Source organism: Lysinibacillus sp. 10T31 (assembly GCF_056394365.1).
Map to the genome: position 1 here is coordinate 1 of NZ_JBFTHS010000001.1, position 24331 is coordinate 24331.

A 24331-nucleotide genomic window follows, 5' to 3' on the forward strand; every position below is an offset into this window, starting at 1 on the left:
AACTCTCCATAAAAGAAATTTGATTAGCTCAAATTGTTTTGCTGGCATCATGTTTGATGTCCAAAATTTTGTTTCGTTCACTAACTCAAGGTTAGCTACTAAAAACTTTATTGATTACGTTTTGCTTGTTCAGTTTTCAAGGTTCATTTTGTCACTTTAAAGCGACGACTTCTACATCATATTACATAAAAATATGAATGTCAATAAGTTTTTTTGGAGCGGGTGATGAGAATCGAACTCACGACATCAGCTTGGAAGGCTGAGGTTTTACCATTAAACTACACCCGCGAAAAATAATATTTATTTAAAATGGCGCGCCCGACAGGAGTCGAACCCATAACCTTCTGATCCGTAGTCAGACGCTCTATCCAATTGAGCTACGGGCGCATGTTATATATAGTCGTAAATTGACTTGGTGCGGCCGAGAGGACTTGAACCTCCACGGGGTTGCCCCCACTAGGCCCTCAACCTAGCGCGTCTGCCGTTCCGCCACGACCGCATTCAATTAGGAACTTTCTTATTATACTATGACAATTCGAAAAGTCAACCTTTTTTCTTGAAATGATGAGCCATGAAGGACTCGAACCTTCGACCCTCTGATTAAAAGTCAGATGCTCTACCAACTGAGCTAATGGCTCATATTAAGAAATGAATGGCTGGGGTACTAGGATTCGAACCTAGGCATGACGGAATCAAAATCCGTTGCCTTATCAGGTGCTACTACCAACTGAGCTACTTCGGAATAATTCATATATTTTGTCGTCGTTATCTTGTCGACTTTTACTATTATAGAGACAACTATAATGAACGTCAACCCTTTTTTATTATTTTTTTTACTCCACTAGTTTTAAACGCCCTAAACACTTGCTACAACGGTATTTCTCCACATTCATTCTAATTTTTCTTACATATAACTGTTGGCATTTTAGACATGTATATGTATAAAGTCGACGTTGCTTTTTTTGAGATGTTTTAGGGATTTGTAATACTGAGCAAAAACGAGGAGCATTCACTTCTACTAAAAGCTCTCGAAAATCTTTATCTCGATGCTGATACCCTTTGCCTTCCAAATGTAAATGATAATGACATAATTCGTGTCGAACTATACCTTCTACCTCGCTAATACCATACAATTCATAAGCCTTAGGATTAACTTCAATATTGTGCGATTGTAAAAGATAACGTCCACCTGTTGAACGTAACCTTGAATTAAAATATGCTCGATGCATAAATGGCTTCTGGAAACTTTCTAATGATATTCGAATAACGAGATTTTGTAGTTCCTCATTGTTCATATCTATATCACCTCTAACAACAAGAATACCACACTGCTTAGTATAGACAATGTGGTATTAATTTATCCTGCATTAACAGACAGTAATTTATCAAGCGAAGCGATAGCAACAAATGTTTTCTGTGCGATAGCGAAGCGATAGCAACAAATGTTTTCTGTGCGATAGCGAAGCGATAGCGAAGCGATAGCGAAGCGATAGCGAAGCGATAGCGAAGCGATAGCGAAGCGATAGCGAAGCGATAGCGAAGCGATAGCGAAGCGATAGCGAAGCGATAGCAACAAATGTTTTCTGTGCGATAGCGAAGCGACAGCAACAACAATTGCGCCAAGGCGAAATTGATTACGCTTCGATAGTTTGATCTTTAGGAGGTAGCATTGTTAATGAAATGCGCCCTTTATTGACATCTATTTGTTCTACCCAAACCATCACAATGTCACCGAGAGCAACAACCTCTAATGGATGTTTAATACGTCTTTTTTGTAATTTTGAAATATGCACAAGACCGTCCTGCTTCACTCCAATATCTACAAATGCTCCGAAATCAACTACGTTTCTCACTGTACCTTGCAATTCCATCCCAACTTGTAAATCTTCCATTTTTAATACATCTGTTTTCAACAGAGGCTGAGGGAATGCATCACGTGGATCTCGACTTGGTTTCATTAATGTATCCACAATATCCTGTATTGTGACAACTCCAATATCTAAAACTCCACTTAATTTTTCTACATCTAGTTTTGCAATGGCCTCCTCGGCCTTTTGCGTCCCAAGCTCTTTTTTATCAATTTGCGCTACCTCTAAAATCTGCTCGGCTGCATTATAGCTTTCAGGGTGAATACCCGTAGTGTCAAATGCATTTTTTGCTCCTGGAACACGTAAGAAACCAATAGCTTGTTCATACGTTTTAGCACCAAGTCGTGGAATTTTCTTTAGTTGAGCACGTGTAGTAAATTGTCCAGCTTCCTCTCGTACCTTCACAATATTCTCCGCAACTGTTTTAGATAATCCAGAAACGTATTGTAATAGCGAAGCTGAAGCAGTATTAACATCAACACCAACTTGGTTAACAGCTGTCTCTACTATAAATGTTAAGGACTCCGTCAATTTCTTTTGAGAGACATCATGCTGATACTGACCTACTCCAACTGCTTTTGGCTCAATTTTTACTAACTCCGACAATGGATCTTGCAAACGACGCGCAATAGAAACAGCACTACGCTGTTCTACCTGTAATTCAGGAAACTCTGTACGGGCAATTTCAGACGCTGAATAAACAGATGCCCCTGCTTCATTGACAATTACATAGGCCGTATCAGTTTCAAGCTCATTCAATACATCTGCTATAAACTGTTCTGTTTCGCGTGAGGCAGTACCATTACCAATAGCAATTATAGTTATTGGGTATTTTGCCAAAATCTTTTTCACAACTGCTTTTGATTTTGCTACATCTGGCTTTGGTGGATGCGGATAAATGGCTGTAACCTCTAGCATTTTCCCAGTTTCATCTACAACAGCTAACTTACAACCTGTACGGTACGCCGGATCAACACCCAATACATACTTCCCTTTCATTGGAGGCTGTAATAAAAGATTACGTAAATTCTCAGAGAAAATGTGGATAGCTTGCGTCTCTGCCTTTTCTGTAAGTTCATTTCGTAACTCTCGTTCTATAGAAGGCTGAATTAAACGCTTGTACGAGTCCTCTATCGCTAGCTTCACTTCGGCAATTGCTGGTGAAGAACCTGTAGCAGGAATCCATTCCTTCCACATAATCATCAACACTCGATCTATCGGTACTTGAATTGCCACTTTTAAGATTTCTTCTTTCTCACCACGATTTACAGCTAAAATACGGTGTGGGACAATACGATTTACAGGCTCTTCATATTCGTAATACATTTCGAAAACGTTTTTTTCATCTGACTCTGCATTCTTGACACTTGTTACGAGTACTCCATCTTTCCAAGAATACGTACGAATTTTTTCACGAATTGCCGCTTCATCAGCAAAGCGCTCTGCTAAAATATCTCGAGCACCAGCTAACGCATCCTCTACATTGGCAACTTTCTCCTCATCTACGAAAGCCATTGCTAATTGTTCTAAAGCATCACTACGATACTCTAATAGAAGATCCGCAAGAGGCTCTAACCCTTTTTCTTTCGCTATAGTCGCCTTTGTTCGTCGTTTTTGTTTATAAGGTCGATATAAATCCTCTACACGCTGTAAAACAGTTGCTGCTTGAATAGCTTGTTCTAATTCAGGTGTTAGTTTATCTTGTTCCTGAATTAATCGTATAACTTCTTCTTTGCGTTGTTCAAGCTGCTGTATGTAGTGATAACGATCCTCTACAGCTTTAATCTGTACCTCATCAAGGGATCCAGTAGCCTCTTTTCGATAACGTGCAATGAATGGCACGGTGTTTCCTTCTTCTAATAATTTAATAACAGCATCAGCTTGACCTGGCTTAATAGCTACATCCTTTGCAATAAGCTGTAACATTTGCTTTTGTTCCACATCATCACTACCTTTTTTCTTTTCATTTTACCATTACACTTTACTAAAATTGCAAAAAAATAGTCTACTCTGAAAGAAGAGTAAACTATTTGAATCAATTATGTCTCGGCATAATTAATTCCAGAACGGCCCCCTCTCTCCCAAAATTTCAGAGCGAAACACCACCACTTACTAGGATAGATTCCTGTAACTTTTTTATTGCCTTCCTTTGTATTCTTGATACATGCATTTGAGAAATCCCTAATCGTTCCCCAACTTCTTTTTGAGTGAGTTGTTCTAAATATGTAAGCTGAATTATTTCTCTTTCTCTCTCATCTAAAATACTCATAGCGTCAGATACAATCATTCTTTTATTGGTCATTTCAAAGCCGTCATCTTCTTTACCCATAATATCAAATAACGTTACTGTGCTGCCGTCAGAATCTGACTCTACTGAATGATCCATTGAAAGAGCGTGATAACTACGGCTCATCTCCATAGCCTCTAATACTTCTTCTTCTTCCACTTCTAATTGATCCGCAATTTCCTTAATAGATGGCGAACGCTGCAACTCAATTGTCAACGCTTCCACTGTTGTTTTAATGCGGGGCCCTAATTCTTTTATCCGTCTTGGTACATGAACATCCCAAGTTTTATCACGTAAAAAGCGCTTAATTTCCCCAACAATCGTTGGTACAGCAAATGCTTCAAAGCTCCGCCCAACATTTGGATTAAAACGTCTAATTGCACCTAACAACCCTAGCATACCTACTTGAGTAATATCATCATAATGAGATTTACCATTCGAATATTTACGTGCAATGGACTCAACTAAATATCGATAATGCATCACTAGTTTTGTTTGAGCTTCATCATCCTCCGTTGATTGGTACAATGCAATCCACTTTAGTATATCTTCCTTAGACGAAGATTTATGTAGTGATTCTTTCGACATTGTTTTCCACCTGCTCTCTAGCGACATACTTTGTCATGAAAACAGTTACGCCACCATCATTATTTATCATCACCTCATCCATCAAAGTTTCCATTAAATAAAGCCCTAAACCACCTTCACGTAGGCCCGCAATACTCTCTTCAGGATGATACGGACCAACTTTCGACTTTACCTCCTCAAAATTAAAACTATTGCCGTAATCTGCAATCATCATTTCTAGTTTATTTTCATACAAAGCGCAACCAATGACGATCTCGCCTTCTTCTTCGTCCTTATATGCATGATGTACAACATTCGTTACCGCTTCACTTACAGCAATTTTTAAATCTTCAATATCATCATAATTAAACCCAACTCGACTAGCTAAGCCAGAAACCGTCAATCGAATCACACTGACAAATTGCGGTTTTGCAGGAACCCTTATCTCAATATAATCAAATTCCTTCATTTTCGTAATTCCACCTTTTTATCAGTTTCAATATCCATTAAATCGCTTAAACCAGTAATTTCAAACAACCTTTGTAATCTATTCGATAACCCGACAAGTTTAACTTTACCATTTTCACGTAACGTTCTTTTATAAAAGGCAACAAAAACACCTAACCCTGTACTGTCCATATAATTAACTTTTGATAAATTAAGCACTATTTCTAATCCTTCAGTAATTTTCACTGCCTCTAATTCCTCTTTTAGACGTGAAGCAGTATAAGTATCTATTTCACCCTCAACAAATCCGTATAATTTATTATCAAGTTCTTTAAAGTGTATCGCCATATCCATACAGCACACCTCCACCATATTTGTTAGACTGTTTTTCTATTCCCGTAATTATAAAGATTGAAACCCTATTTTTTTATAATCGCAACTGTAAAATCATCTGATAGTTTAAAATCCTGTATTTCTTCAATTCGCTTATAAAGAAGATTACATAATTGTTGAGCTGATAAATATTTATTTTCCAATATCAATGATGAAATAACCTCTCGTGAATTCATTTCATCATGTGCTCTGAATTCCGTAACACCATCTGTCATCATGATTACAATATCGTTTTCTTCTAAATCAATTTCGTTGTACGAATATTTCGTTTCTGGCAACACCCCTAGTAGTAATCCTGTCGATTCCAAAGGAAAAAATTTATTATGTTTAGCACTATAATGGAGGGCCGGCTCGTGACCTGCAGAAGCATAAGAAAAAATACTCCTTTGCATATCCAAGCAACCGTAAAACATAGAAACGAACATACTGTCGTCTACACTCTTTTCAATTACTCGATTGATGACCTCTAATACATATGAAGGATCTTTATATGCGTATTCTAACGTTTCAAGACCATATTTCACCATAGACATACATAATGCAGCGGGAACACCTTTACCTACCACATCTGTCACAGCTACACTCAAATAATCCTCTCGATTATATAAAAAATGTACATAATCTCCATTCATCTTACGGATTGGGATAGATATCATTCCTATATCAATACTTGAAAGTTGTGGTACGTCTGTTTTAAGTAATGTTTTCTGAATGTTTGTAGCGATTTTCATTTCCATTTCATACTCTGCTTGTTTTTGTAATAAACTTTGGTGCTCCCTATGAGCCATTCCATAATGCACCATAACTTCGATAAGAAAATCATATGTGAGCTGTTCTTCACTCATTCTACTTGGAAATAGTTTCTCAACTGCGTTTTTGTGAACACTTACAACATCCTCAGGAGATATATTCTTTTGAATTAACTGGCGAGTGAAATTTTGAGCAATATACAAATTCTTTTCAGTTTGATCGATCATATAATCTGACAAAATCTTTTTATATTGAGATTCTAATTGTTCCAAAAATTCCACATCCTAACGCAGCCATTTTTCAGCTCTTATCGTTGTTCCTTCTCCCATAACCGATTGAATAACCATATTGTCCATCAATCGGTTAACGCCTGGTAAACCTGCACCGAGCCCTCCTGAAGTGGAGTAGCCATCCTCCATCACTTTCCGAACATCTTCTATTCCCGGACCTTGATCAGTTGCAATAACAATTATTTTCTTCTCGGTGTCAGTCTCAACTTTTTCAATTTCAATGACACCTATACTTGCATATAAATATATATTTCGGGCTAATTCACTTATAGCTGTGGTGATTCGTGCCTGATCAACAGTGTCAAATCCAAGCGCCTTCGCTTCGTCACGCCCCAGTTGTCTTGCTGCTACTATATCCCACTCAGTAATAATTTCAACCGAAGACTTAATTGTCACTGTTGCTCCCCCAATTCCTGTCGGAGTTATACTCTTACACTTTTTTCGACCTACTTAACTAAATATTTTAAATAACTTAAATCATCTTATCAATTTTACGTTGGCGTAATTTTGCTTTCGCTACGTTTGTACTACGTTTTCGCACAGACATAACCTGTTGTGCTGAATGAAGTAAACTATATCTTCTTTAATCTCTCGATATTACTTCAAAAATCTATTCAAAGAATAAATTTTGAGTATATCTTAAATCTATTAATACCATTTTTGAATAGTGATTTCAATTTATGGTAATGCAGTATTTGAGGTACACTATCACTTTCGCATTGGCGTAATTTCCAAAAACAATTTGTTGCTGTCGCACTGAAAAGATTTGTTGCTGTCGCTTCGCTTTCGCACAGAAAAGATTTGTTGCTGCCGCTTCGCTTTCGCACAGAAAAGATTTGTTGCTGCCGCTTCGCTTTCGCACAGAAAAGATTTGTTGCTGCCGCTTCGCTTTCGCACAGAAAACATGTGCTGAATAAAGATAAAAAAGCATCGAGATGAAAATTCATCTCGATGCCACTATACACATATGTATATCAAAATTTAACAAGCCCTAAACTAATCATCAATGCACCATCAACTTTCTCCATCAACGCATGGTCAAGTTGCGTAATACGATCTGTCAATCTTGACTTATCAATCGTCCGCACTTGCTCGAGCAGAATAACCGAATCACGTTCAAAACCATACTTTTCAGCATTAATTTCAACGTGCGTCGGTAATTTTGCTTTTTGAATCTGTGCAGTGATAGCTGCGATGATGACAGTCGGACTAAATCGATTGCCAATATCATTTTGAATAATCAGCACCGGCCTAGTTCCCCCTTGCTCGGACCCAACTACCGGCGATAAATCTGCAAAAAAAACGTCACCACGTTTTACATTCAAAGTGTCATCCCCCGCTAACGAGACGCTCCACTGTATGTTGTGCTTCATATTCCGCGTGCAAGCATTCACTTGCAATACTCAGATTTATATGAGACATTTCAACATATCCTTTCATCATAGCTTCCCGTATTTGATTTGGTTGCTCCTGCATTAAACCTTTACGCGACAAAATACGCGCAAAAGATTCACTTCCAATTACTTCCTTAGTTTGTAGAAATAGTCTGTCTTGAACAGCAATTGTAGCTTCTCTTAACTTTTTCTCGTACACAGCAAGCACCTCCACGGAACCATCCACTTTTCATTACTACCCATTCTACCATTGAAAGATATCGTTGAAAAGACACGAAATGACAAAATATCTGACAATTTAAAGTCCAAGTTGTAAAAATATGTAGGTTGTCGAAGGTATATGCCGATTCATTCACCTTGCAATTTGTTACAAATTATGAATGACTTAGCTTCTTAGTAAATCTAACATGTTCTTCTATAGTTGTTATTCACCAAGTTGTTTAGTGCTTTAATATAGTATTCATTTGTCCAAAGTTAATGTAAGTCTACAAAATCAATTATGCCTCGGTATGATTGCGTCCGGAATCGGCTGGTAATGCCACAGGAAATGGCGTTTTTACCGATGTAGGTCAGTTAGCCGTTATCGCATGGATGCGATGATTTTGGTTAACATCCTTTAAGAACTCCTTTATGATTCCGTGACATCCGCCGGAGGATCAAATTTCTTTCAGCGGATGTTTGGACACCCGCAAAAGCGACTTAAACCGCATTCATTTCACCACCTATAGAGGTGGGAGACTTCTGTACCTGTCGCTATGTTTTCGGTACAAAAAATAATTACTGAAAGAAAAGAAGTTAAATGTATAATCTAGGAACTCTCGCTGTAATAATGCATGGTATTTCATAATTAATGGTTTCAAGCTTTGTAGCCCATTCATTCATTGAAATAGCATCCTGTCCTTGACGACCAATAAGTGTTACCTTCTCACCTATAGCATATGCTTCAGGCAAGGCAACCATACATTGGTCCATGCAAATTCGTCCAACAATCGGCATTCTTTGGCCATCAATTAGTACTTCTTGTCCACCTAATTTACGAATTACTCCATCCGCATAGCCTACTGGTATCGTTCCTATCCACATATCCGAAGGGGCCACAAAAGTAGATCCATAGCCTACTGAATCACCTACTTGTAACTGTTTCACATGAACAAGTTCGCTCTCAAGCGAAAACGCTGGCTGTAAAGGGAATGGTAAAATACCTTCTACATAAGAAGATGGTGATAATCCATACATCGATATGCCATATCTAACAGCATCAAATTGTAAATGCTCATCTTTTACTAAAGATGTAGCCGTGTTTGATGCATGAACAAGTCTAGGTTTTTCAGGCAATGCCGTTACACATTTCTCAAAAAATTGTACCTGTCTCTCGAAGTATGAAGGATCCTCTTCATCCGCAGTTGCAAAATGTGTAAATATTCCATCAAACTCCACATTCACTGTATTCTGTATTGTTTGATATAGATCCAATAATTCTTGTTCTGAACGAACGCCAATTCTGCCCATTCCGCTATCTACTTTAATATGTAGTCGTAAAGGATTTGCTTCATTAGCTATGATCGGAGCAGCTTGCTGCACCCATTCACTTGCAAATGCCGTAAGAATAATGCGCTGCTGAGCAGCATATGGTGCAAATGAAATTGGAGAGGCACCCAATATTAGTATGTCTGGCTCTTCAAAATGTGCTCGAATATGTAATGCTTCATCGGGCGTTGCCACTGCAAGCATCGTTGCACCAGCCTCAAGTGCTGCTTTTGCAATGGCTACATCTCCGTGACCGTATGCATTTGCCTTTACGACAGCTATAATTTGAACATTAGGTCGAAGTAGCTTTTTCAAATTTTTTACGTTTTGTTGAATAGCTCGTAAGTCTACAACTGCTTTAGTTGGTCTAAAATATTGCTGTGTCTTCATTAGAATACCCTCTTTATTTTTTATTAAAACATTATGTATTGAATAAATTTCCTTTTCTCTACTGTTTTTATATAAGTTGTTCTATTTTAGACTAATTTTATACATAACCTTTATCATATATGACTTAACAACTTCATAACAATGTTAATTTTTACTCAAAACTGTACTATTTTACTTAACTAGCTACAGCTTTCCATATAGAAAGCTGTAGCTAGAAAAATTATTTCATACTACCTATCGTCATAGAAGTGGCTACTTGCACCATTTCTTCACGAGTCAATTTATTAGATGCTACAAAGAATTCAACGCCATCCTTTTCCCAGCTAATAGAAGTATCGGTAATAGCACCAATCGTAAAGCCTAAATCTACAGGATCACCAGGAGACGATACTGGCAACATAGCAGCCTCTTTCGTAACTGGTTGTTGCATGACCGTAAATGGCTTATCACCATCGAATGTTAAGATGACACGGTCCATTCCACCCTCTCGCATGACTTTCTCTTCCACCATCTTCGTATTTTCTAAATTTACAACAGGGTAGTGTGTTTGGAACTCTTTATTTTCGGCTTCTGCACTTACTGCCTGTTTCCCTTCACTTCCATTCGGGTTATTGTTGCTCTCCTTACCATCTTTGTTATCTTTTTTATCTTTTTCTGATGGTGTAGCTTGTTCACCTTTTGTTTCATCCGATTCTGTAAATTGATCAACCGCATACTCTTTAGCCGCGTGTTGAACACCTAGTTTAATATTTTTAAATGTGATACGAATTTGTTCTTCTTTTACATCATTCATAATTACTACGGAAGTTGGAAGCATTGTTTTCTTATCAACTGTTATAACCTGATGAGGCATACTATTTTTATAGCTATTTCTAGTAGCCGCTTCAAATATATATGCTTTGTCCTCTTCTTTCATGACTAAATTTTTATCTTGAGCTAAATCTTCTGCTAGTGCACCTATTAAATACGCTTGACTATTTTTCTTTGGCCAATCACTTTGGAATTTATACATTTTGTTTAATGTAGGTGTAACAACAAAAACTCCATCTGCGTTGCGCACTATCATTTGTGAAACATCTTTCCCACTTTCTACTACTTCTACTCGATAGAAATCAGGTTTCGTATGCCAAACTGTTACATCATATTTTTTCGGATCTCCACCAGATTTAATCTCCATCGTAGCATTCAATTCATAACCATTTGCCTCTGCCCATTTCCCATTTACTTTCTTCAACACTTTTTCCTGTGAGTCTGTACCACATGCCGATAAAAGTAATATCGTACAAAATAAGACGAGCCATTTAACTATACGGTTGCCCACGCTTTCACCCTTTCCTTCTTTCAAATCCACTACGACAATATATGAACCGTATTTGTCAGTTATGTCATTTGAATAAGGGCAATATATTTATCTTCACTCAGAAATTTATTTACTTTTAACTTCTTTCAGTGAGTGTTTGGACAACTGCTGAAAAAGAGGAACTCAGTCTAAGAACGCCAAGTCCTGTGGCAACGACTGAGTGACCAACTTCGTGTTGGCCTAAAGCCTCCGGCGGATGTCACGGAATCAGAAAGGCGTTCATCCAGTCTTCACTCCAATTATCTAAAGGGCATACATTTTAAAAACGTCATCCAAACTTTTGGTGATGAGCCTTTTTAATGTTTTATATGGGGAAAGCTTTGTTTATCATTTTTTATTGTAATAATATTACTTGTGCCGCTGCGTATTGCTTAGAATGCGTTATACTTACAAATCCATTTACAAGCTGTCCTTTGAAATATAAAACCGGATTTCCAGCATCCCCTCTTAAAACTTCAATATCATGGAGCTTACATTCTTCACCAATACCAGTTCCTAATGCCTTTGAAAATGCTTCTTTTGAAGCGAATCTTCCAGCTAAAAATTCTATTTTACGAGTTTCTGAATGTGCCTCAAACAAAATTCTTTCTTTTTCAGTTAAAATGCGATCTTTAAATTTATTTGTTCTTCTCATTGCTTTAGCAATACGGTCAATTTCTACAATGTCGAGACCAATTCCTTTAATCATTTGAACTTCTCCTTTTCCTATTTCTATAAAGCCATGTATAATAATTGTAAATTGAGGTGGAGTTATGTTTAGTAGAACAGAAAATTTTAAGCAATATACAAAGTATTATCCTATTGTTTCAACATTAATAGCGGTTAATTTAATTGTTTATGTACTAACTATTTTACCTGGAGTAGGAGAAAATGTATTGAATTACGGAGTTCAATCGAACTTCCTTATACGATCTGGTGAATGGTGGCGTGTTTTTACTGCCATGTTTTTACATGCTGGCTTTTCGCACGTTTTCTTTAATATGTTTTCACTGTATTTATTCGGACCAGAGCTTGAAAGAATTGCTGGCAAGATACGTTTTACTACAATTTATTTAATGTCTGGTATTGTAGGCAACATGGCAACCTATTTACTTTATGATAGTAGCTATGTAAGTCTTGGTGCAAGTGGAGCTGTTTTCGGAATATTCGGTGCTTTCGGAGCGCTTGTCTACTATACACGTCGTACAATGCCGATGCTTCGTAAACTTATTTTGCCCATCATTGTGATCAGTGTTATCATGACTTTCCTACAGTCAAATGTCAATGTCTATGCTCACTTAGGCGGCTTAGTAACAGGTTTCCTTCTTGGACTCGTTTACTTACATCCAAAAAGAATTTTAAGCTGGCGTAAACAAAAGATGGCGGGTAAATAATAGGTACAAGAGGAGCAATCCTCCGTGATAAGGCTATCATCGCGGATTGCTCCTCTTATTTTTATACTAGAGTGATAGGCAATTCGTCAATTTTATTTCAAAGTGCGACCGTATCCTCTTTCGCCGCCTTTATTTTTTTCCATTCAACTGCTGTTAAGCCATAGACAACTTGGTCTACATGATGATCATAAAGCCACTCAGCATCTCTTAAACGTCCCTCTTCATGAAAACCTAACACTTTTGGAATTGTGCGACTTCGAATATTTCCTACCGCCACTCGCACTTCAATACGATTTAACTTTAAATAGCAAAAGGCATAATCAATAAATGCTTTCATAGCATTTGTCACTAAGCCCTTACCAACAAATTCGTCCCCTAGCCAATATCCGATACTTGTCCATTTATGCTGCCAGTTCACTTGGTGATAGCCAATCACTCCCGCAAGCTTCCCCTCATAATATATCCCCGCTTGTAGGCCATTATTATCCGCGTATTGTTGCATCGCATCTCTTACAAATCGCTCTGTATCCTCTACTGTTTTCACATCATCCACAAAAGGTAACCATTCTCGCAACGTATTTCTCGAACGATCCGTCAACGCGAATAATTCATCTACGTCACTTAAATCCAACAATTTTAAATACGTGTTCTTATTAATATCATACTTAAACAAAATTACCACCCCTTTTGTTTGATTTATTCTATTATAAACAGAATTTTTACATAATTATAGTTAAAAAAGGCTAATCCTCCCTATTAATTGCAAGGATTAGCCAAATCATTACTTTCAATGTTCATACCAAGATAATATTGTTTCAGCATCTTGCTGCTCTAAGCTTCGTACATTCCCAGCCATACCGGCCATGCCTGACATGACCGTTGCTTTTACAGACATAACATTTTTTCTTTTTTGGAAATAGGTTTGAGTAGTCCCAATAGATTGTATGCGTTTTTTCTCCATAAAGAATGTAGTACGACTGAACACACGATATTGCATAGTTAGTTGCTTTCCATCGATCATATAACTAGCTGATTTATGTTGCCAAGCACCAATTACGATCGTTAATGGAATTAATAATAACGAAAGCAACCCATACGGATAAAAGAAATAACTACATGCACCAATTATAGGTATGAGCCAAACAAAATCAATTCGGTAAAAAGATGGACGAGCTCGTTTTGGTGAATAAATAAATTCTGGTCGCCAATTTATATCTGGAAAAAGTTGCTCTAGTGTTTCCAAACAATCTTTTTTCTGAATAAGTGGGAACAGAGTAATTTTTTTATCATTTCCCTCTCCACCATTTCCTCCAGCACTCTCAACAACAACTGTTGCATAGCCAAATAATTGACGCACTGGATTCTCTACAATACGAATCGCCTGAATTCTATTTAACGGTAAAGTAATTCGTTTTTTCTCAATTAGCCCTTTTGTAATAATAAGCTTTTCATCTTCAATTCGAACTTTATATTCATAATAATTGATCAGCGTAATAACAAATGACACAAACCATGCCACAATTAGGCTGAATATCACTGTTAGTGCAACTAAAAATGCACCAATTTTCGCAAAATCAGCTAGCTCATTAAAGATTTCCTCATATGGGATTATATCCGAAAACTGAGAGATGATTGCTGCTACCCCGGACAGAACGACCCCAATTCCACCTGAAGTTATGGCCAATATAAGCAAATCACGTATCGACATATGATAAATAGTAGGAACTGATACTTCCTCTATTAGCGACTGTTCATCATTAATCTTTTCAATTACTTGATTCTTTGCACGACGCATTTCCAGCTCTATAACATCTGCCGCCGCCTTACGTATAGCCGTTAACTCTACTTCAGGTTTTCTATCCTTACTCCCCGCAGTTTCAACCTGAACTTTTACTAAGCCAAATATTCTATGAAGAATACCCTCATTGTAATTTAAGCTCTGAATACGTTCAAATGGGATATAACGTTTCTTTTTAACGAACAAACCGTACTTTACACGCAATTCTCCATCTTCAAACCAATATACAAAGGTACTCCATTTAACAATGCCACTAACAAGCGCAAGTATGGCCCCTACTCCCCAAATACCGAATAAGAACATCGTCCGCCAAAAATTATCACTATGGAAATTAAAGGAGAAGTGAAAACCATTGGTTATAATAATAACAACTAACGGGAAAATCATACTTTTTAATGCTTTTGCACTCGCAATAACAGCCGATATCGGGTGTAAACGATTAATTTCCTTAGACATCATCTTCCGCCACCCTTGCTAATTCCGAAATCCGTGCTCGAAGTCCATCAGCCTCTTCCATCACAAGCGCAGGAATTGTATGTACAGTTGCCGCTGTAGATATTGAAATATTACCTAAACCATATTTTTTTAATATCGGCCCTTGCGTCGTATCAACATGCTGTACGCGCACCATTGGAATGAGTGTACGTTTAACAACGAATAAACCATGTTGCACCTCAATCTCATTATCACGCACCTCATAGCGCCAGCGTTCCCATCTTATCTTTGGAAATAGATAAGTAGATAGGACAGCACTCAGTATGACTACAGCAACTGCAATGAAATAAATAAATGATGGCCATTCAAAATAATAAGTGCCGTAACATGCAAACGCCGATACAATCAAAAGTAATAACGTTTGCAATACTCCATATAAACGCCAAACCGTTAACCCTTTCCTAGAAATTTTATGCATTGGTTCTGTTCTCAAAGTCGTTCCCTCTCTTTCTTTAACTACGTATACGTAATCAATTATCTTTTTGTTTCATTTTATATCAATTTCGCCTTGGCGTAATTGCGTCTGGATTTTGAATTGTGCCCAGGCCAGCAGATGTTTTTTTGCGCGAAAGCGTAGCGGCAGCGGCACGATGTTTTTTGTGCGAAAGCGCAGTTCTAACGTAGCGACAGCGGCAAGATGTTTTTTGCGCGAAAGCGTAGCGGCAGCACAGATAAATTGCCACAGGACATGGCGTTTTTATCGATGCAGGTCAGTTAGCCGTTATCGCATGGATGCGATGATTTTAGGCTAACATCCTATATTGAACTCCTTTCCGATTCTGTGACATCCGCCGAAGGTTTTAACTTCTTTCAGCGGGTGCTTGGACACCCGCTGAAAGAAGTTAAAAAAAACCTTACAGTACTTTGACTGTAAGGTTTAATCATGTTAATAAAGATAAAGTTAGTCTTCGTGACGACGTGGTGCGCGTGAACGACCTTGTCCACCTTCACGGCGACCTCCCTCACGGCGTCCGCCTTCACGACGATTTCCACCGCTTCCTCCACGACGATCTCCGCCACGTCCGCCTTCTCGACGTCCGTTAAAGCTACGGTTACCGCCACGTCCACGATCTCCACCGCCACGGTTGTTAGAACGCTCACGACGCATTGGTAATGGTCGTTCTTCAGTAATTGTTACTGGCGAGTCATCTGGCTCTTTTGTTAATGAACGAATTGCAGCAGCTACAACATCGATTGCATCATGGTTTTCAAGTAATTCTGTCGCAAGTGTACGATAATCACCTAAATCGTTGTTCGCAATAAGACCTTCTAGTGTTTCCATAGATAGACGTTGTTGACCCACTAGAGCTTCGTCAGATGTTGGTGGACGAAGTGGTGTCATACGTTTTTTCGTTGTTTCTTCTACAATACGTAAGTAACCCATTTCGCGTGGTGTTACAAATGTTACTGCAAGACCTGATTTACCTGCACGACCTGTACGACCAATACGGTGAACATAAGACTCAGGATCTTGAGGAATATCAAAGTTATAAACATGTGTTACACCAGAAATATCAAGCCCACGAGCAGCTACATCTGTTGCCACAAGAATATCAATTTTATTTTCTTTAAATTGACGTAACACAGAAATACGTTTCGCTTGGCTTAAATCACCATGGATTCCTTCAGCAAGATAACCACGAATTGATAACGCTTGTGCAAGCTCATCCACGCGACGTTTTGTACGTCCAAAGATGATCGCAAGTTCTGGTTGGTGAACGTTTAATAAACGAGATAAAATATCGAATTTTTCACGCTCAGCAGACTTCACAAAATATTGATCGATGTTATCAACTGTTAGTTCTTTCGCTTTAATTTTTACGATTTCTGGATCACGCATAAATGTCTCAGCAATTTTACGGATTGCTGGTGGCATTGTTGCTGAGAACAATAATGTTTGACGTTCAGAAGGCACATTTTCTAAGATTGAATTAATATCATCGATAAAGCCCATGTTTAACATTTCATCAGCTTCATCAAGTACCAATGTTTGAACATCTTCTAATTTTAAAGTACGACGATTAATATGGTCAATTATACGACCAGGTGTACCTACGATAATTTGAGGTTTATTTTTCAGTGCACGGATTTGACGGCCGATTTCTTGACCACCGTAAACTGATAATAATTTTACACGTTTATCATAACCAATTTTATATAGCTCTTCTGAAACTTGAATCGCTAATTCACGAGTTGGTGCAATTACTAATGCTTGGATATTAGGGTTTTTTGGGTCGATTTTTTCGATAAGTGGAATCCCGAAAGCGGCAGTTTTACCTGTACCTGTTTGCGCTTGACCTAATACGTCACGGCCTTCAATTGCAAAACGAATAGTACCTTCTTGGATTGGTGTTGCTTCTTCAAATCCCATACGCTTTACTGAGCGTAATGTAGATTCGCTAATATTTAATTCTGAAAAATTTGTCAAACTTCTCAATCTCCTTTTTCTGCTTTTAAGTTGACAAATGGTTACATTTTCAGATGAAGTTGTCGGCAAATTCGAGCCTGTGTTTTGGAACGTTTCCGTTACTTAAAATTTTTCTCTATATGATGGTCACATAGAGCTCTCTTATATGAAAAGGAAAGCCCGGTCTTTACCGAGCGGTTTGATTCTGTCGTAATTATTCACTTTAGAATAAAACCGTTGTGTTCAAAAAAAAGTACTCTTCAATCAAATATGAAGAGTCTTCGCACAAAATGTATCCATTGCTTACACTAGTCTAACATGGGATTAAAACGTATGCAACGATAACGCATGAGTCGTAATAATCTGACTACTTTACGCACTCATTAAAAACGACAAAACGTAGGAAAACCATTCAGAGCAATCTTCATCATAACATATATGATGCTTCCCTTTATCAGAAAAATACAAAGTTTTATCGTTTGAGGTTATTTGATCATATAAAAATTGAGCCGTGTGATATGGTACTATTCCGTCTAATTTTCCTTGTACAATATACACCGGAATTTTAATATCTTTATAATACGGCTCCACCATTCGAACTAGCTTCATGAATTCTATCGTTGACGATAGTGGCACATGATTAAACTTATGCCGGTATCGTAAATACAATTCATTACTAGACAGATTACGATGATACGCCTCAGTGGCAAGCATTTTAAAATCTTTGACTAGTTGCTTCGGACTCACATACTTGGCAGCCGCGCTTAGTAATACAAGCTTTTTCACTTTATAACGTTTAGCTAAATAGAGCGCTATAATGCCACCCATTGAAAACCCAACTACTATTACTTCATCTACTTTTTTAGCAAGCGCACGAAAGGCAAGCTCGGCATCCATTAACCAATGCTTAGCGGTGAAACCACGCATTTGTAATTCCTCCCCATGCCCTGACAAAGTAGGTTCTTCAATCAGCCAATTTGTATGCGTACGTAAATAGGTAGTAAAAGGTTCTACTTCATAAGGTCCGCCTGAAAATCCATGTATACATAACACACCTACTGACATTATTTTCACCTCTAAATGTGTAACTCATTTAAATCAAGAATTTAAAGAATCGGTGAGAGAATTTCCCACCGATTCCTTGTTTCATTTTATGACGTAAATGCACGTAAGATTGTTTCTAATTTCATACCACGAGAGCCTTTAAGTAAAACGATAGACTCCTCGTTAGCTTGCTGTAGTTTTTCGATAATTGGCGTATAATCATCCTCAATATATAGCAAATGTTCCTCATCAAAACGCTCTTTTAAGACTTCATTTAAATAAGCCATTCGTGGGCCAAATAAACATACATAAGCGATTTCTTCTGCATGAATATCCTTCGATAAATCTTCATGGAAATGCTTTTCATTTGGGCCAAGTTCAAGCATATCACCTAACACAAGCCATTTTTCTGGGCGAATCGTTGTCGATGCTACAAATTGAATAGCCGCCTTCATAGAGGTCGGTGCAGCATTGTATGCATCATTAATAAATAATGCCCCATTTGATCCATTCACTTGTTGCATGCGCATATCCGTTAGAGCTACTTGTTTTAAGGATGTACGAATTTGGTCATCGTTTAAACCTAGCTTTTGAGAAATTAACATGGCGACTAATGTATTTTTCACTTGGTGCTTCCCGAGAACGGAAATAAAGAAATCTCCTTCAATCACACCATGTGTAGAGAAACCACTACCATCAGAAGTTGCTTCAATATTGTCTGCATACAATAGATTGCCATGCTCTAAACCAAATGCCACTGCATTTAACTGTTGCTCTTTCGCAACTAGTTCTTGAAGCAGCGGTTCATCCCCATCATAAAATAGCACTCCATCTGGTTGCATTCCTTGAATTATTTCAAACTTGGCTTTAGCGATTCCAGCACGTGAGCCTAAATCTTGCATATGAGCCTCACCAATGTTTGTAATCACTGTCATATGCGGACGAGCAAGTTTCGTTAAAAATTCTATTTCACCAAAACCACTCATTCCCATTTCAAGTACAGCGACATCAGTATCTTCATCTAGCTGTAAAACCGTAATAGGCAAACCTAGTTCATTATTAAAATTCCCAATTGTCTTTTGTACTTTAAAAAATGGTGTTAGCGTTCCTGCTAAAATATCTTTCGTTGATGTTTTACCGTTTGAACCAGTAATGCCAATAAATTTCGCTTTATGCTCACTACGATAGGCACGAGCCATTTGCTGAAGCGCTAATTCTGGATCATCTACAAAGAGTAATGGTACATCTTGTGGTGGATTTGGTTCATCTTTCTGCCAAAGAGAAGCACCTGCTCCTTTTTCAAAGGCCTGCAGAACAAATTTATGTCCATTGGCCGTCTCACCACGAAATGGTACAAACAGATCCCCTTGTTGAATTGTACGTGTATCAATGGAAATTCCTGATACAACCGTATCACCAAAAGCTGGCACATCTTCATTTAACCATGTAGCTAACTGCTTTAATGTTTTTTTCACAATAATCCCACTCAGTCTTTTTTATAGTGAAGCTGTTGTTTTTCTTCAAAACGCTCAATTGCTAGTGTAATCAGACGATTAATAAGCTCAGGGTAGCTTACATTTGTATGCTGCCATAGAAGAGGATACATGCTAACAGGTGTAAAACCTGGCATTGTATTCACTTCGTTAATATAAATGCTGTTATCGGCCGTCACAAAAAAGTCCGCACGAACTAAACCGCTTCCATCAATAGCTTTGAACGCACGCTTTGCTAGATCCTGTAAGCTTGATACAGTATCTTTAGGAACCTCTGCTGGAATAATAAGGGCTGTTGAGCCATCTTTATATTTAGAGTCATAATCATAAAATTCAGTTACTGGTTTAATTTCACCAGGTACAGAAACTTCCGGGAAGTCATTTCCTAGCACAGCTAGTTCAATTTCACGAGCGACAATACCTTGCTCAATTACAATTTTACGATCATACTGTAAGGCTATTTCGATAGCCTTTACTAATTCATCACGGTTTGTTGCCTTGTTAATTCCGACACTTGATCCCAAGTTTGCAGGTTTCACAAACATCGGCCAAGCCAACTTTTCTTCACAACGAGCAAGGATAGCCTTCTGTTCATTAGCCCATTCGCTACGAATAAAGTACGTATACGGCACTTGTGGTAAGCCGGCAATTTCAAATAATTGCTTCATGATTACTTTATCCATGCCAGTTGCTGATGCTAACACACCATTTCCTACATACGGCAAATTTAGAACCTCAAGTAAACCTTGAACAGTTCCATCTTCACCATTAGTACCATGAAGTAATGGGAAAATTACATCGAATTGTACAGATTTACCATCTTTATCCATCAAAAAATTTGTAATATTATTTTCTAAAATAGTGGCATCATCACCAAATTGTAATTCTTCAATTGTACTTGCAGGTTTATTCAGACGCTCACCGCGGCGCCATTCCCCTTCAAGTGTAATGAAAATCGGATATACTTCATACTCCTCGAAATTCAAAGCTCCAGTGACTGCACGTGCTGTCGACAACGACACCTCATGCTCTGCTGACTTCCCACCGTATAATAAACCGATTCTTTTTTTCATTTTTGTGCCCTCCACATACTTCTTGAGTACTATTAGTTTATCATGAAACGTCTTGACAAATGACATCAATTTCACCTTGGCGTAATTACGTCCAGATTTTGAGTGGATGTGAAGTTTTTAGCCTGAGATCCTCTATTTCAATAGATGTTTGGATACCCTCTGAAAAAGTACCACATCCACATTCAACTCACCAACTTTAAAGGTGAGAGTCTTGTGTAGCTGACGCTTCGCTTTCGCTACACAAAACAATTACTGAATGAAGATAAAAATCTCACCGTAATTTTGACGGTGAGATTTAGAGTATATTCATTCTACGTACAAATGAATAGATCAATTATGCCTAGGCATAATTGCGTCAGGAATCAGCTTTGTGCTTGCTTAGGCCAGCAGATGTTTTTTGTGCGAAAGCGAAGCGACAGCAACAACACAGCATGATATTGGTCACTCAGTCGTTACCACAGGATGTGGCGTTCTTAGACTGAGTTCCTCTATTTCAGCGGGTGTTTGGATACCTGTAGCTGACGTTGCACTTTCGCTACAAAGAACATTCGCTGAAAGAAGTTAAATAATATAAATCAATTCATCGTGCTCATTTTTCAAAATTGTATTTAAATCATCCCATACCTCATCGGGGAAGGAGTATTCTGACAGATTGCGAATTTCGATACCGTAAGCTACTTTAGGCTTTTCAATACGATACAGTGATAACAGTGCTCCGTCTTTAGTAAAAGAACGATAGGCACGCAAAAATTCAGGTGAAATAGAAGGAATACTCGATTTCACTTTCCGTCGCCAAAAACCAGTACTACGTTCCTTTTCACGAATCAAACTGTTTAAAACATTCGCAATAAGTAAATCAGAATCACTTAAATGGCGAAAATAAATTTTAGTCATTTTCTCTAAGTCTGAAGAATAGTAGACAAATCGATTTTGCAATTTATTAAAAAATGGTGAAGTAATCGGTTCCTTTTTATGACTTATGTAAAGCAATTCTCCTTGTTCCATTGGTGTTAGTTGGTCTAGCCTCTTCTCATCCATAAAGTCTATCCAACACAATTCTTTGGATTCAGTAGCTTTCTTTACAAACCGAGGTACTTCCTCTTCTGGTATATAATCAAACTGTGTATGCATATTAAAGGAACCATCTTCATAGGAATGTTTCAATAACAGTAAGTGATGCAGTGGTTCAAGTGCAGCCACAAATTGCGAGAATTTAAGCCCGCTAAAAATAACAAATTTATCGACATCATTCATATGAACATAAATATGATACATAAAATCTTCTGCTGACTTCAATTTTTTAGCCACAACCATCACCCCATTCTTCACTACATTATAAAACTAAACATGAATTTTTTGAAACATTTTATGCTAATAATCGTCATAACAATATTCACAGGCGTAAAAATGTTTTTTACGGTATAATATGAATGTTAAAGATGCTATTGTATATCTGTTTTTAACCACTCTGAATGAACAAATTTTAAAAAATATAATTCTATTCATTTTTTACAAATATCTGCGAGGATTCTAATCTAAAAGTAAGCATGGAGCTTCCTCGTTAACACACTTACTTCGGCATCAATATTTACCTCTTGACCTAAGGTGAATACTCCTATTAAATATATTGGGTAGAATATTGAATTGGAATTAATTTGAATCAAATTTACTCATGAAGAGATACTATATTAATTTAGGTGGCTTGTATGGAAAATAAACGAAATTTCGCGAATCGTTTTGACTGGACGCTCGCTTTAATACTTTTAACCTTCCTAGTCATAAGTTTGTTAGCCATTTCGTCGGCGCAAACATCAGGTCAGTATGGCGTTAACTATGTTCCTAAACAATTGCAATGGTACATCATTTGTTCAGTAATTATTGGAGTAGTTATGTTTTTTGAACCTGACCAATATAAAAAAATGGCTTGGTACATGTACGGTGCAGGAATTGCCTTATTAGTCCTGCTTATCTTCATGCCAGAAGGTACAGGACAAATCGGTGAAAAAATTAATGGTGCAAAAAGCTGGTATCATACACCTCTAGGGAATATTCAACCCTCTGAGTTTATGAAAACCTTTTATATTCTAGCACTTGCTCGACTTATTAGTAAGCACAACGAAGTTTATTCTTTTAGATCACTAAAAACAGACTTTATATTGCTAGGTAAAATCGCTGCTACACTATTACTACCATTAGCTCTTATTATGAAACAGCCTGACCTTGGTTCGGCATTAGTATTCTTTGCCATTACAGCTGCTATCGTCATCGTAGCTGGTATATCATGGAAGATCATTTTACCAACTTTACTAGGTGGCGCTTTAGTAGGTGGCTCCCTTTTATGGATGGCACTCTATATGCAGGGTTTTTTAGAGAAAACATTCGGCTTTAAACCATATCAGTTCGCCCGAATCTATTCTTGGTTAGACCCATATTCATATTCTTCTAGTGATGGATACCATTTAATTACTTCCTTAAATGCCATTGGTTCAGGTGAAATTTTCGGTAAAGGTTTCAAAGGTCGTGAAGTTTACGTTGCCGAAAATCATACCGATTTTATTTTTACGGTTATCGGAGAAGAATGGGGTTTTATTGGTGCTAGTATCGTTATTTGTATTTTCTTTTTATTAATCTATCATTTAACAAAAACTACACTATTATTGAAAGATCCATTCTCAACATATGTATGTGCCGGTATAATTGCAATGATTACATTCCACGTATTTGAAAATATCGGTATGACTATTCAGCTATTACCTATTACGGGTATTCCCCTACCATTTATCAGTTATGGGGGAAGTTCATTGATGGGGAACTCGCTAGCCGTCGGTCTTGTTTTCAGTATGCGTTTCCACTATCGCACTTACATGTTTACTACTCACGATGATGATGATTAATTATGGAAATAAAAAATGGGTAGTCTCAATTACGAGACTACCCATTTTTATTTGTTAAACGAGTTAAGCTTGAACTTGCGGTGTTTGCGTTGGTGGTGTGAGCACTTTTAAAAGTTCAAGTCGAGACTTTGTTACAGTGGCTGTTACACCCAACTTAGATAAATTCGAAACGATCTTTTTCAAATCTACTTCTTTTTTCATACATTCCACCTCAATCTTTCCTCGAATTTTATAACGTTTTATTTCCAAAAAAGTTTCATTTTTGCAACTGTATGATGTCTGACGAGTTAATCTCTTTCTATCATACCATTTAACTCTGCTTTTAAATTTTTCAATTCTGTTACAATGTAAATTTTTCCTTCACTTAACTATTTAATGGCTTTTCATCAAAGCGTAGGATGATATTTTATTAAAACATATCCCATGTAAATGTTTTATCTGTGCGAAAGCGAAGCGTCAGCAACAAAGCGCCCAGTCGGAA

25 protein-coding genes and 4 tRNA genes are annotated in these 24331 nt (G+C 37.6%); 3 read left to right on the forward strand and 26 right to left on the reverse strand.

The genetic code is table 11. The features are described 5' to 3' along the window. Positions 1 to 214: 214 nt before the first annotated feature. From AC1DCY_RS00005 to acpS, 17 genes are all read right to left on the reverse strand, one after another. A tRNA-Gly gene (locus AC1DCY_RS00005) sits at positions 215 to 288 on the reverse strand. A gap of 22 nt (positions 289 to 310) precedes the next feature. Next, positions 311 to 387 (reverse strand) — tRNA-Arg (locus AC1DCY_RS00010). A gap of 26 nt (positions 388 to 413) precedes the next feature. Continuing rightward, positions 414 to 499, reverse strand: a tRNA-Leu gene (locus AC1DCY_RS00015). Positions 500 to 565: 66 nt separating this feature from the next. Beyond that, a tRNA-Lys gene (locus AC1DCY_RS00020) sits at positions 566 to 638 on the reverse strand. 195 nt (positions 639 to 833) lie between these two features. After that, on the reverse strand, positions 834 to 1295 hold the full coding sequence (locus AC1DCY_RS00025) for a SprT family protein (protein WP_477346306.1): 462 nt from the start codon (positions 1293 to 1295) through the stop codon (positions 834 to 836). Between the two features lie 339 nt (positions 1296 to 1634). Further along, on the reverse strand, positions 1635 to 3809 hold the full coding sequence (locus tag AC1DCY_RS00030) for a Tex family protein (RefSeq protein WP_477346308.1): 2175 nt from the start codon (positions 3807 to 3809) through the stop codon (positions 1635 to 1637). Positions 3810 to 3957: 148 nt separating this feature from the next. Next, entirely contained in the window at positions 3958 to 4743 is a 786-nt protein-coding gene (sigB, locus tag AC1DCY_RS00035) for an RNA polymerase sigma factor SigB (RefSeq protein ID WP_477346310.1), read from the reverse strand. Beyond that, the gene (gene rsbW, locus AC1DCY_RS00040) at positions 4721 to 5191 is read right to left on the reverse strand and encodes an anti-sigma B factor RsbW (RefSeq protein ID WP_477346312.1); all 471 of its coding nucleotides are present in this window, start codon (positions 5189 to 5191) and stop codon (positions 4721 to 4723) included. Before rsbW ends, sigB begins: the two co-directional genes overlap by 23 nt. After that, entirely contained in the window at positions 5188 to 5523 is a 336-nt protein-coding gene (locus AC1DCY_RS00045; RefSeq protein WP_477346314.1) for an anti-sigma factor antagonist, read from the reverse strand. The genes rsbW and AC1DCY_RS00045 overlap by 4 nt, the downstream gene beginning before the upstream one ends. Positions 5524 to 5588: 65 nt before the next feature. Beyond that, the gene (locus tag AC1DCY_RS00050; protein ID WP_477346315.1) at positions 5589 to 6584 is read right to left on the reverse strand and encodes a SpoIIE family protein phosphatase; all 996 of its coding nucleotides are present in this window, start codon (positions 6582 to 6584) and stop codon (positions 5589 to 5591) included. Positions 6585 to 6596: 12 nt separating this feature from the next. Next, complete coding sequence (locus tag AC1DCY_RS00055; RefSeq protein WP_477346317.1) at positions 6597 to 6998, reverse strand: anti-sigma regulatory factor; 402 nt, start codon at positions 6996 to 6998, stop codon at positions 6597 to 6599. A 218-nt stretch (positions 6999 to 7216) separates the two neighbouring features. Next, the gene (locus tag AC1DCY_RS00060) at positions 7217 to 7549 is read right to left on the reverse strand and encodes a hypothetical protein (protein ID WP_477346319.1); all 333 of its coding nucleotides are present in this window, start codon (positions 7547 to 7549) and stop codon (positions 7217 to 7219) included. Between the two features lie 27 nt (positions 7550 to 7576). Continuing rightward, entirely contained in the window at positions 7577 to 7927 is a 351-nt protein-coding gene (locus AC1DCY_RS00065) for a type II toxin-antitoxin system PemK/MazF family toxin (RefSeq protein WP_049663446.1), read from the reverse strand. Positions 7928 to 7931: 4 nt separating this feature from the next. After that, entirely contained in the window at positions 7932 to 8195 is a 264-nt protein-coding gene (locus tag AC1DCY_RS00070; protein ID WP_477346321.1) for a hypothetical protein, read from the reverse strand. 596 nt (positions 8196 to 8791) lie between these two features. Further along, positions 8792 to 9913, reverse strand: a complete 1122-nt coding sequence (gene alr, locus AC1DCY_RS00075) for an alanine racemase (RefSeq protein ID WP_477346323.1) — start codon at positions 9911 to 9913, stop codon at positions 8792 to 8794. A gap of 220 nt (positions 9914 to 10133) precedes the next feature. After that, a complete protein-coding gene (locus AC1DCY_RS00080; RefSeq protein WP_477346325.1) occupies positions 10134 to 11234 on the reverse strand; it encodes a LolA family protein in 1101 nt (366 codons plus the stop codon). 373 nt (positions 11235 to 11607) lie between these two features. Continuing rightward, positions 11608 to 11961 carry a holo-ACP synthase gene (gene acpS, locus AC1DCY_RS00085; RefSeq protein ID WP_477346327.1) on the reverse strand — a complete coding sequence of 118 codons (354 nt, stop codon included), beginning with the start codon at positions 11959 to 11961 and terminating at the stop codon, positions 11608 to 11610. 64 nt (positions 11962 to 12025) lie between these two features. Between acpS and AC1DCY_RS00090 the strand changes: the two genes are divergently transcribed. Further along, positions 12026 to 12646, forward strand: a complete 621-nt coding sequence (locus AC1DCY_RS00090; RefSeq protein WP_477346329.1) for a rhomboid family intramembrane serine protease — start codon at positions 12026 to 12028, stop codon at positions 12644 to 12646. Between the two features lie 97 nt (positions 12647 to 12743). Here AC1DCY_RS00090 and AC1DCY_RS00095 read toward each other — a convergent pair whose 3' ends face one another. From AC1DCY_RS00095 to AC1DCY_RS00125, 7 genes are all read right to left on the reverse strand, one after another. Beyond that, positions 12744 to 13319, reverse strand: coding sequence for a GNAT family N-acetyltransferase (locus AC1DCY_RS00095; protein ID WP_477346331.1), 576 nt, complete (start codon positions 13317 to 13319; stop codon positions 12744 to 12746). Between the two features lie 114 nt (positions 13320 to 13433). Further along, the gene (locus AC1DCY_RS00100; protein ID WP_477346333.1) at positions 13434 to 14900 is read right to left on the reverse strand and encodes a PH domain-containing protein; all 1467 of its coding nucleotides are present in this window, start codon (positions 14898 to 14900) and stop codon (positions 13434 to 13436) included. Then, positions 14893 to 15372 carry a PH domain-containing protein gene (locus AC1DCY_RS00105; protein WP_477346335.1) on the reverse strand — a complete coding sequence of 160 codons (480 nt, stop codon included), beginning with the start codon at positions 15370 to 15372 and terminating at the stop codon, positions 14893 to 14895. Before AC1DCY_RS00105 ends, AC1DCY_RS00100 begins: the two co-directional genes overlap by 8 nt. A gap of 468 nt (positions 15373 to 15840) precedes the next feature. Further along, positions 15841 to 17367: a degradosome RNA helicase CshA gene (cshA, locus tag AC1DCY_RS00110; protein ID WP_477346337.1), complete on the reverse strand. Its 1527-nt coding sequence runs from the start codon at positions 17365 to 17367 to the stop codon at positions 15841 to 15843. 351 nt (positions 17368 to 17718) lie between these two features. Continuing rightward, entirely contained in the window at positions 17719 to 18411 is a 693-nt protein-coding gene (locus AC1DCY_RS00115) for an alpha/beta hydrolase (protein ID WP_460014077.1), read from the reverse strand. 86 nt (positions 18412 to 18497) lie between these two features. Next, the gene (locus AC1DCY_RS00120; RefSeq protein WP_477346340.1) at positions 18498 to 19865 is read right to left on the reverse strand and encodes a UDP-N-acetylmuramoyl-tripeptide--D-alanyl-D-alanine ligase; all 1368 of its coding nucleotides are present in this window, start codon (positions 19863 to 19865) and stop codon (positions 18498 to 18500) included. An 11-nt stretch (positions 19866 to 19876) separates the two neighbouring features. Continuing rightward, positions 19877 to 20956: a D-alanine--D-alanine ligase gene (locus tag AC1DCY_RS00125; RefSeq protein WP_477346342.1), complete on the reverse strand. Its 1080-nt coding sequence runs from the start codon at positions 20954 to 20956 to the stop codon at positions 19877 to 19879. A 397-nt stretch (positions 20957 to 21353) separates the two neighbouring features. Between AC1DCY_RS00125 and AC1DCY_RS00130 the strand changes: the two genes are divergently transcribed. Then, on the forward strand, positions 21354 to 21521 hold the full coding sequence (locus tag AC1DCY_RS00130; protein WP_477346343.1) for a hypothetical protein: 168 nt from the start codon (positions 21354 to 21356) through the stop codon (positions 21519 to 21521). Here AC1DCY_RS00130 and AC1DCY_RS00135 read toward each other — a convergent pair. After that, the gene (locus AC1DCY_RS00135) at positions 21518 to 22270 is read right to left on the reverse strand and encodes a hypothetical protein (RefSeq protein WP_477346345.1); all 753 of its coding nucleotides are present in this window, start codon (positions 22268 to 22270) and stop codon (positions 21518 to 21520) included. The two genes, AC1DCY_RS00130 and AC1DCY_RS00135, sit on opposite strands and share 4 nt — an antisense overlap. 392 nt (positions 22271 to 22662) lie before the next feature. On the opposite strand from AC1DCY_RS00135, the gene AC1DCY_RS00140 reads away from it, so the two are divergent. Then, positions 22663 to 23850, forward strand: coding sequence for an FtsW/RodA/SpoVE family cell cycle protein (locus AC1DCY_RS00140; RefSeq protein ID WP_477346347.1), 1188 nt, complete (start codon positions 22663 to 22665; stop codon positions 23848 to 23850). 63 nt (positions 23851 to 23913) lie between these two features. Here AC1DCY_RS00140 and AC1DCY_RS00145 read toward each other — a convergent pair whose 3' ends face one another. Then, positions 23914 to 24051: an Lmo0850 family protein gene (locus AC1DCY_RS00145; RefSeq protein ID WP_166672133.1), complete on the reverse strand. Its 138-nt coding sequence runs from the start codon at positions 24049 to 24051 to the stop codon at positions 23914 to 23916. Positions 24052 to 24331 lie beyond the last annotated feature (280 nt).

Bases quoted from the DNA above. Each gene is read 5' to 3' on its own strand.
- AC1DCY_RS00090 (WP_477346329.1), top strand. From the start codon at position 12,026: ATGTTTAGTAGAACAGAAAATTTTAAGCAATATACAAAGTATTATCCT.
- AC1DCY_RS00115 (WP_460014077.1), bottom strand. From the start codon at position 18,411: ATGTCAGTAGGTGTGTTATGTATACATGGATTTTCAGGCGGACCTTAT.
- acpS (WP_477346327.1), bottom strand. From the start codon at position 11,961: ATGATTAAAGGAATTGGTCTCGACATTGTAGAAATTGACCGTATTGCT.
- AC1DCY_RS00140 (WP_477346347.1), top strand. From the start codon at position 22,663: ATGGAAAATAAACGAAATTTCGCGAATCGTTTTGACTGGACGCTCGCT.
- AC1DCY_RS00025 (WP_477346306.1), bottom strand. From the start codon at position 1,295: ATGAACAATGAGGAACTACAAAATCTCGTTATTCGAATATCATTAGAA.
- AC1DCY_RS00125 (WP_477346342.1), bottom strand. From the start codon at position 20,956: ATGAAAAAAAGAATCGGTTTATTATACGGTGGGAAGTCAGCAGAGCAT.
- sigB (WP_477346310.1), bottom strand. From the start codon at position 4,743: ATGTCGAAAGAATCACTACATAAATCTTCGTCTAAGGAAGATATACTA.
- AC1DCY_RS00145 (WP_166672133.1), bottom strand. From the start codon at position 24,051: ATGAAAAAAGAAGTAGATTTGAAAAAGATCGTTTCGAATTTATCTAAG.
- AC1DCY_RS00135 (WP_477346345.1), bottom strand. From the start codon at position 22,270: ATGGTTGTGGCTAAAAAATTGAAGTCAGCAGAAGATTTTATGTATCAT.
- AC1DCY_RS00100 (WP_477346333.1), bottom strand. From the start codon at position 14,900: ATGTCTAAGGAAATTAATCGTTTACACCCGATATCGGCTGTTATTGCG.
- AC1DCY_RS00045 (WP_477346314.1), bottom strand. From the start codon at position 5,523: ATGGATATGGCGATACACTTTAAAGAACTTGATAATAAATTATACGGA.
- alr (WP_477346323.1), bottom strand. From the start codon at position 9,913: ATGAAGACACAGCAATATTTTAGACCAACTAAAGCAGTTGTAGACTTA.
- AC1DCY_RS00060 (WP_477346319.1), bottom strand. From the start codon at position 7,549: ATGAATTTTCATCTCGATGCTTTTTTATCTTTATTCAGCACATGTTTT.
- rsbW (WP_477346312.1), bottom strand. From the start codon at position 5,191: ATGAAGGAATTTGATTATATTGAGATAAGGGTTCCTGCAAAACCGCAA.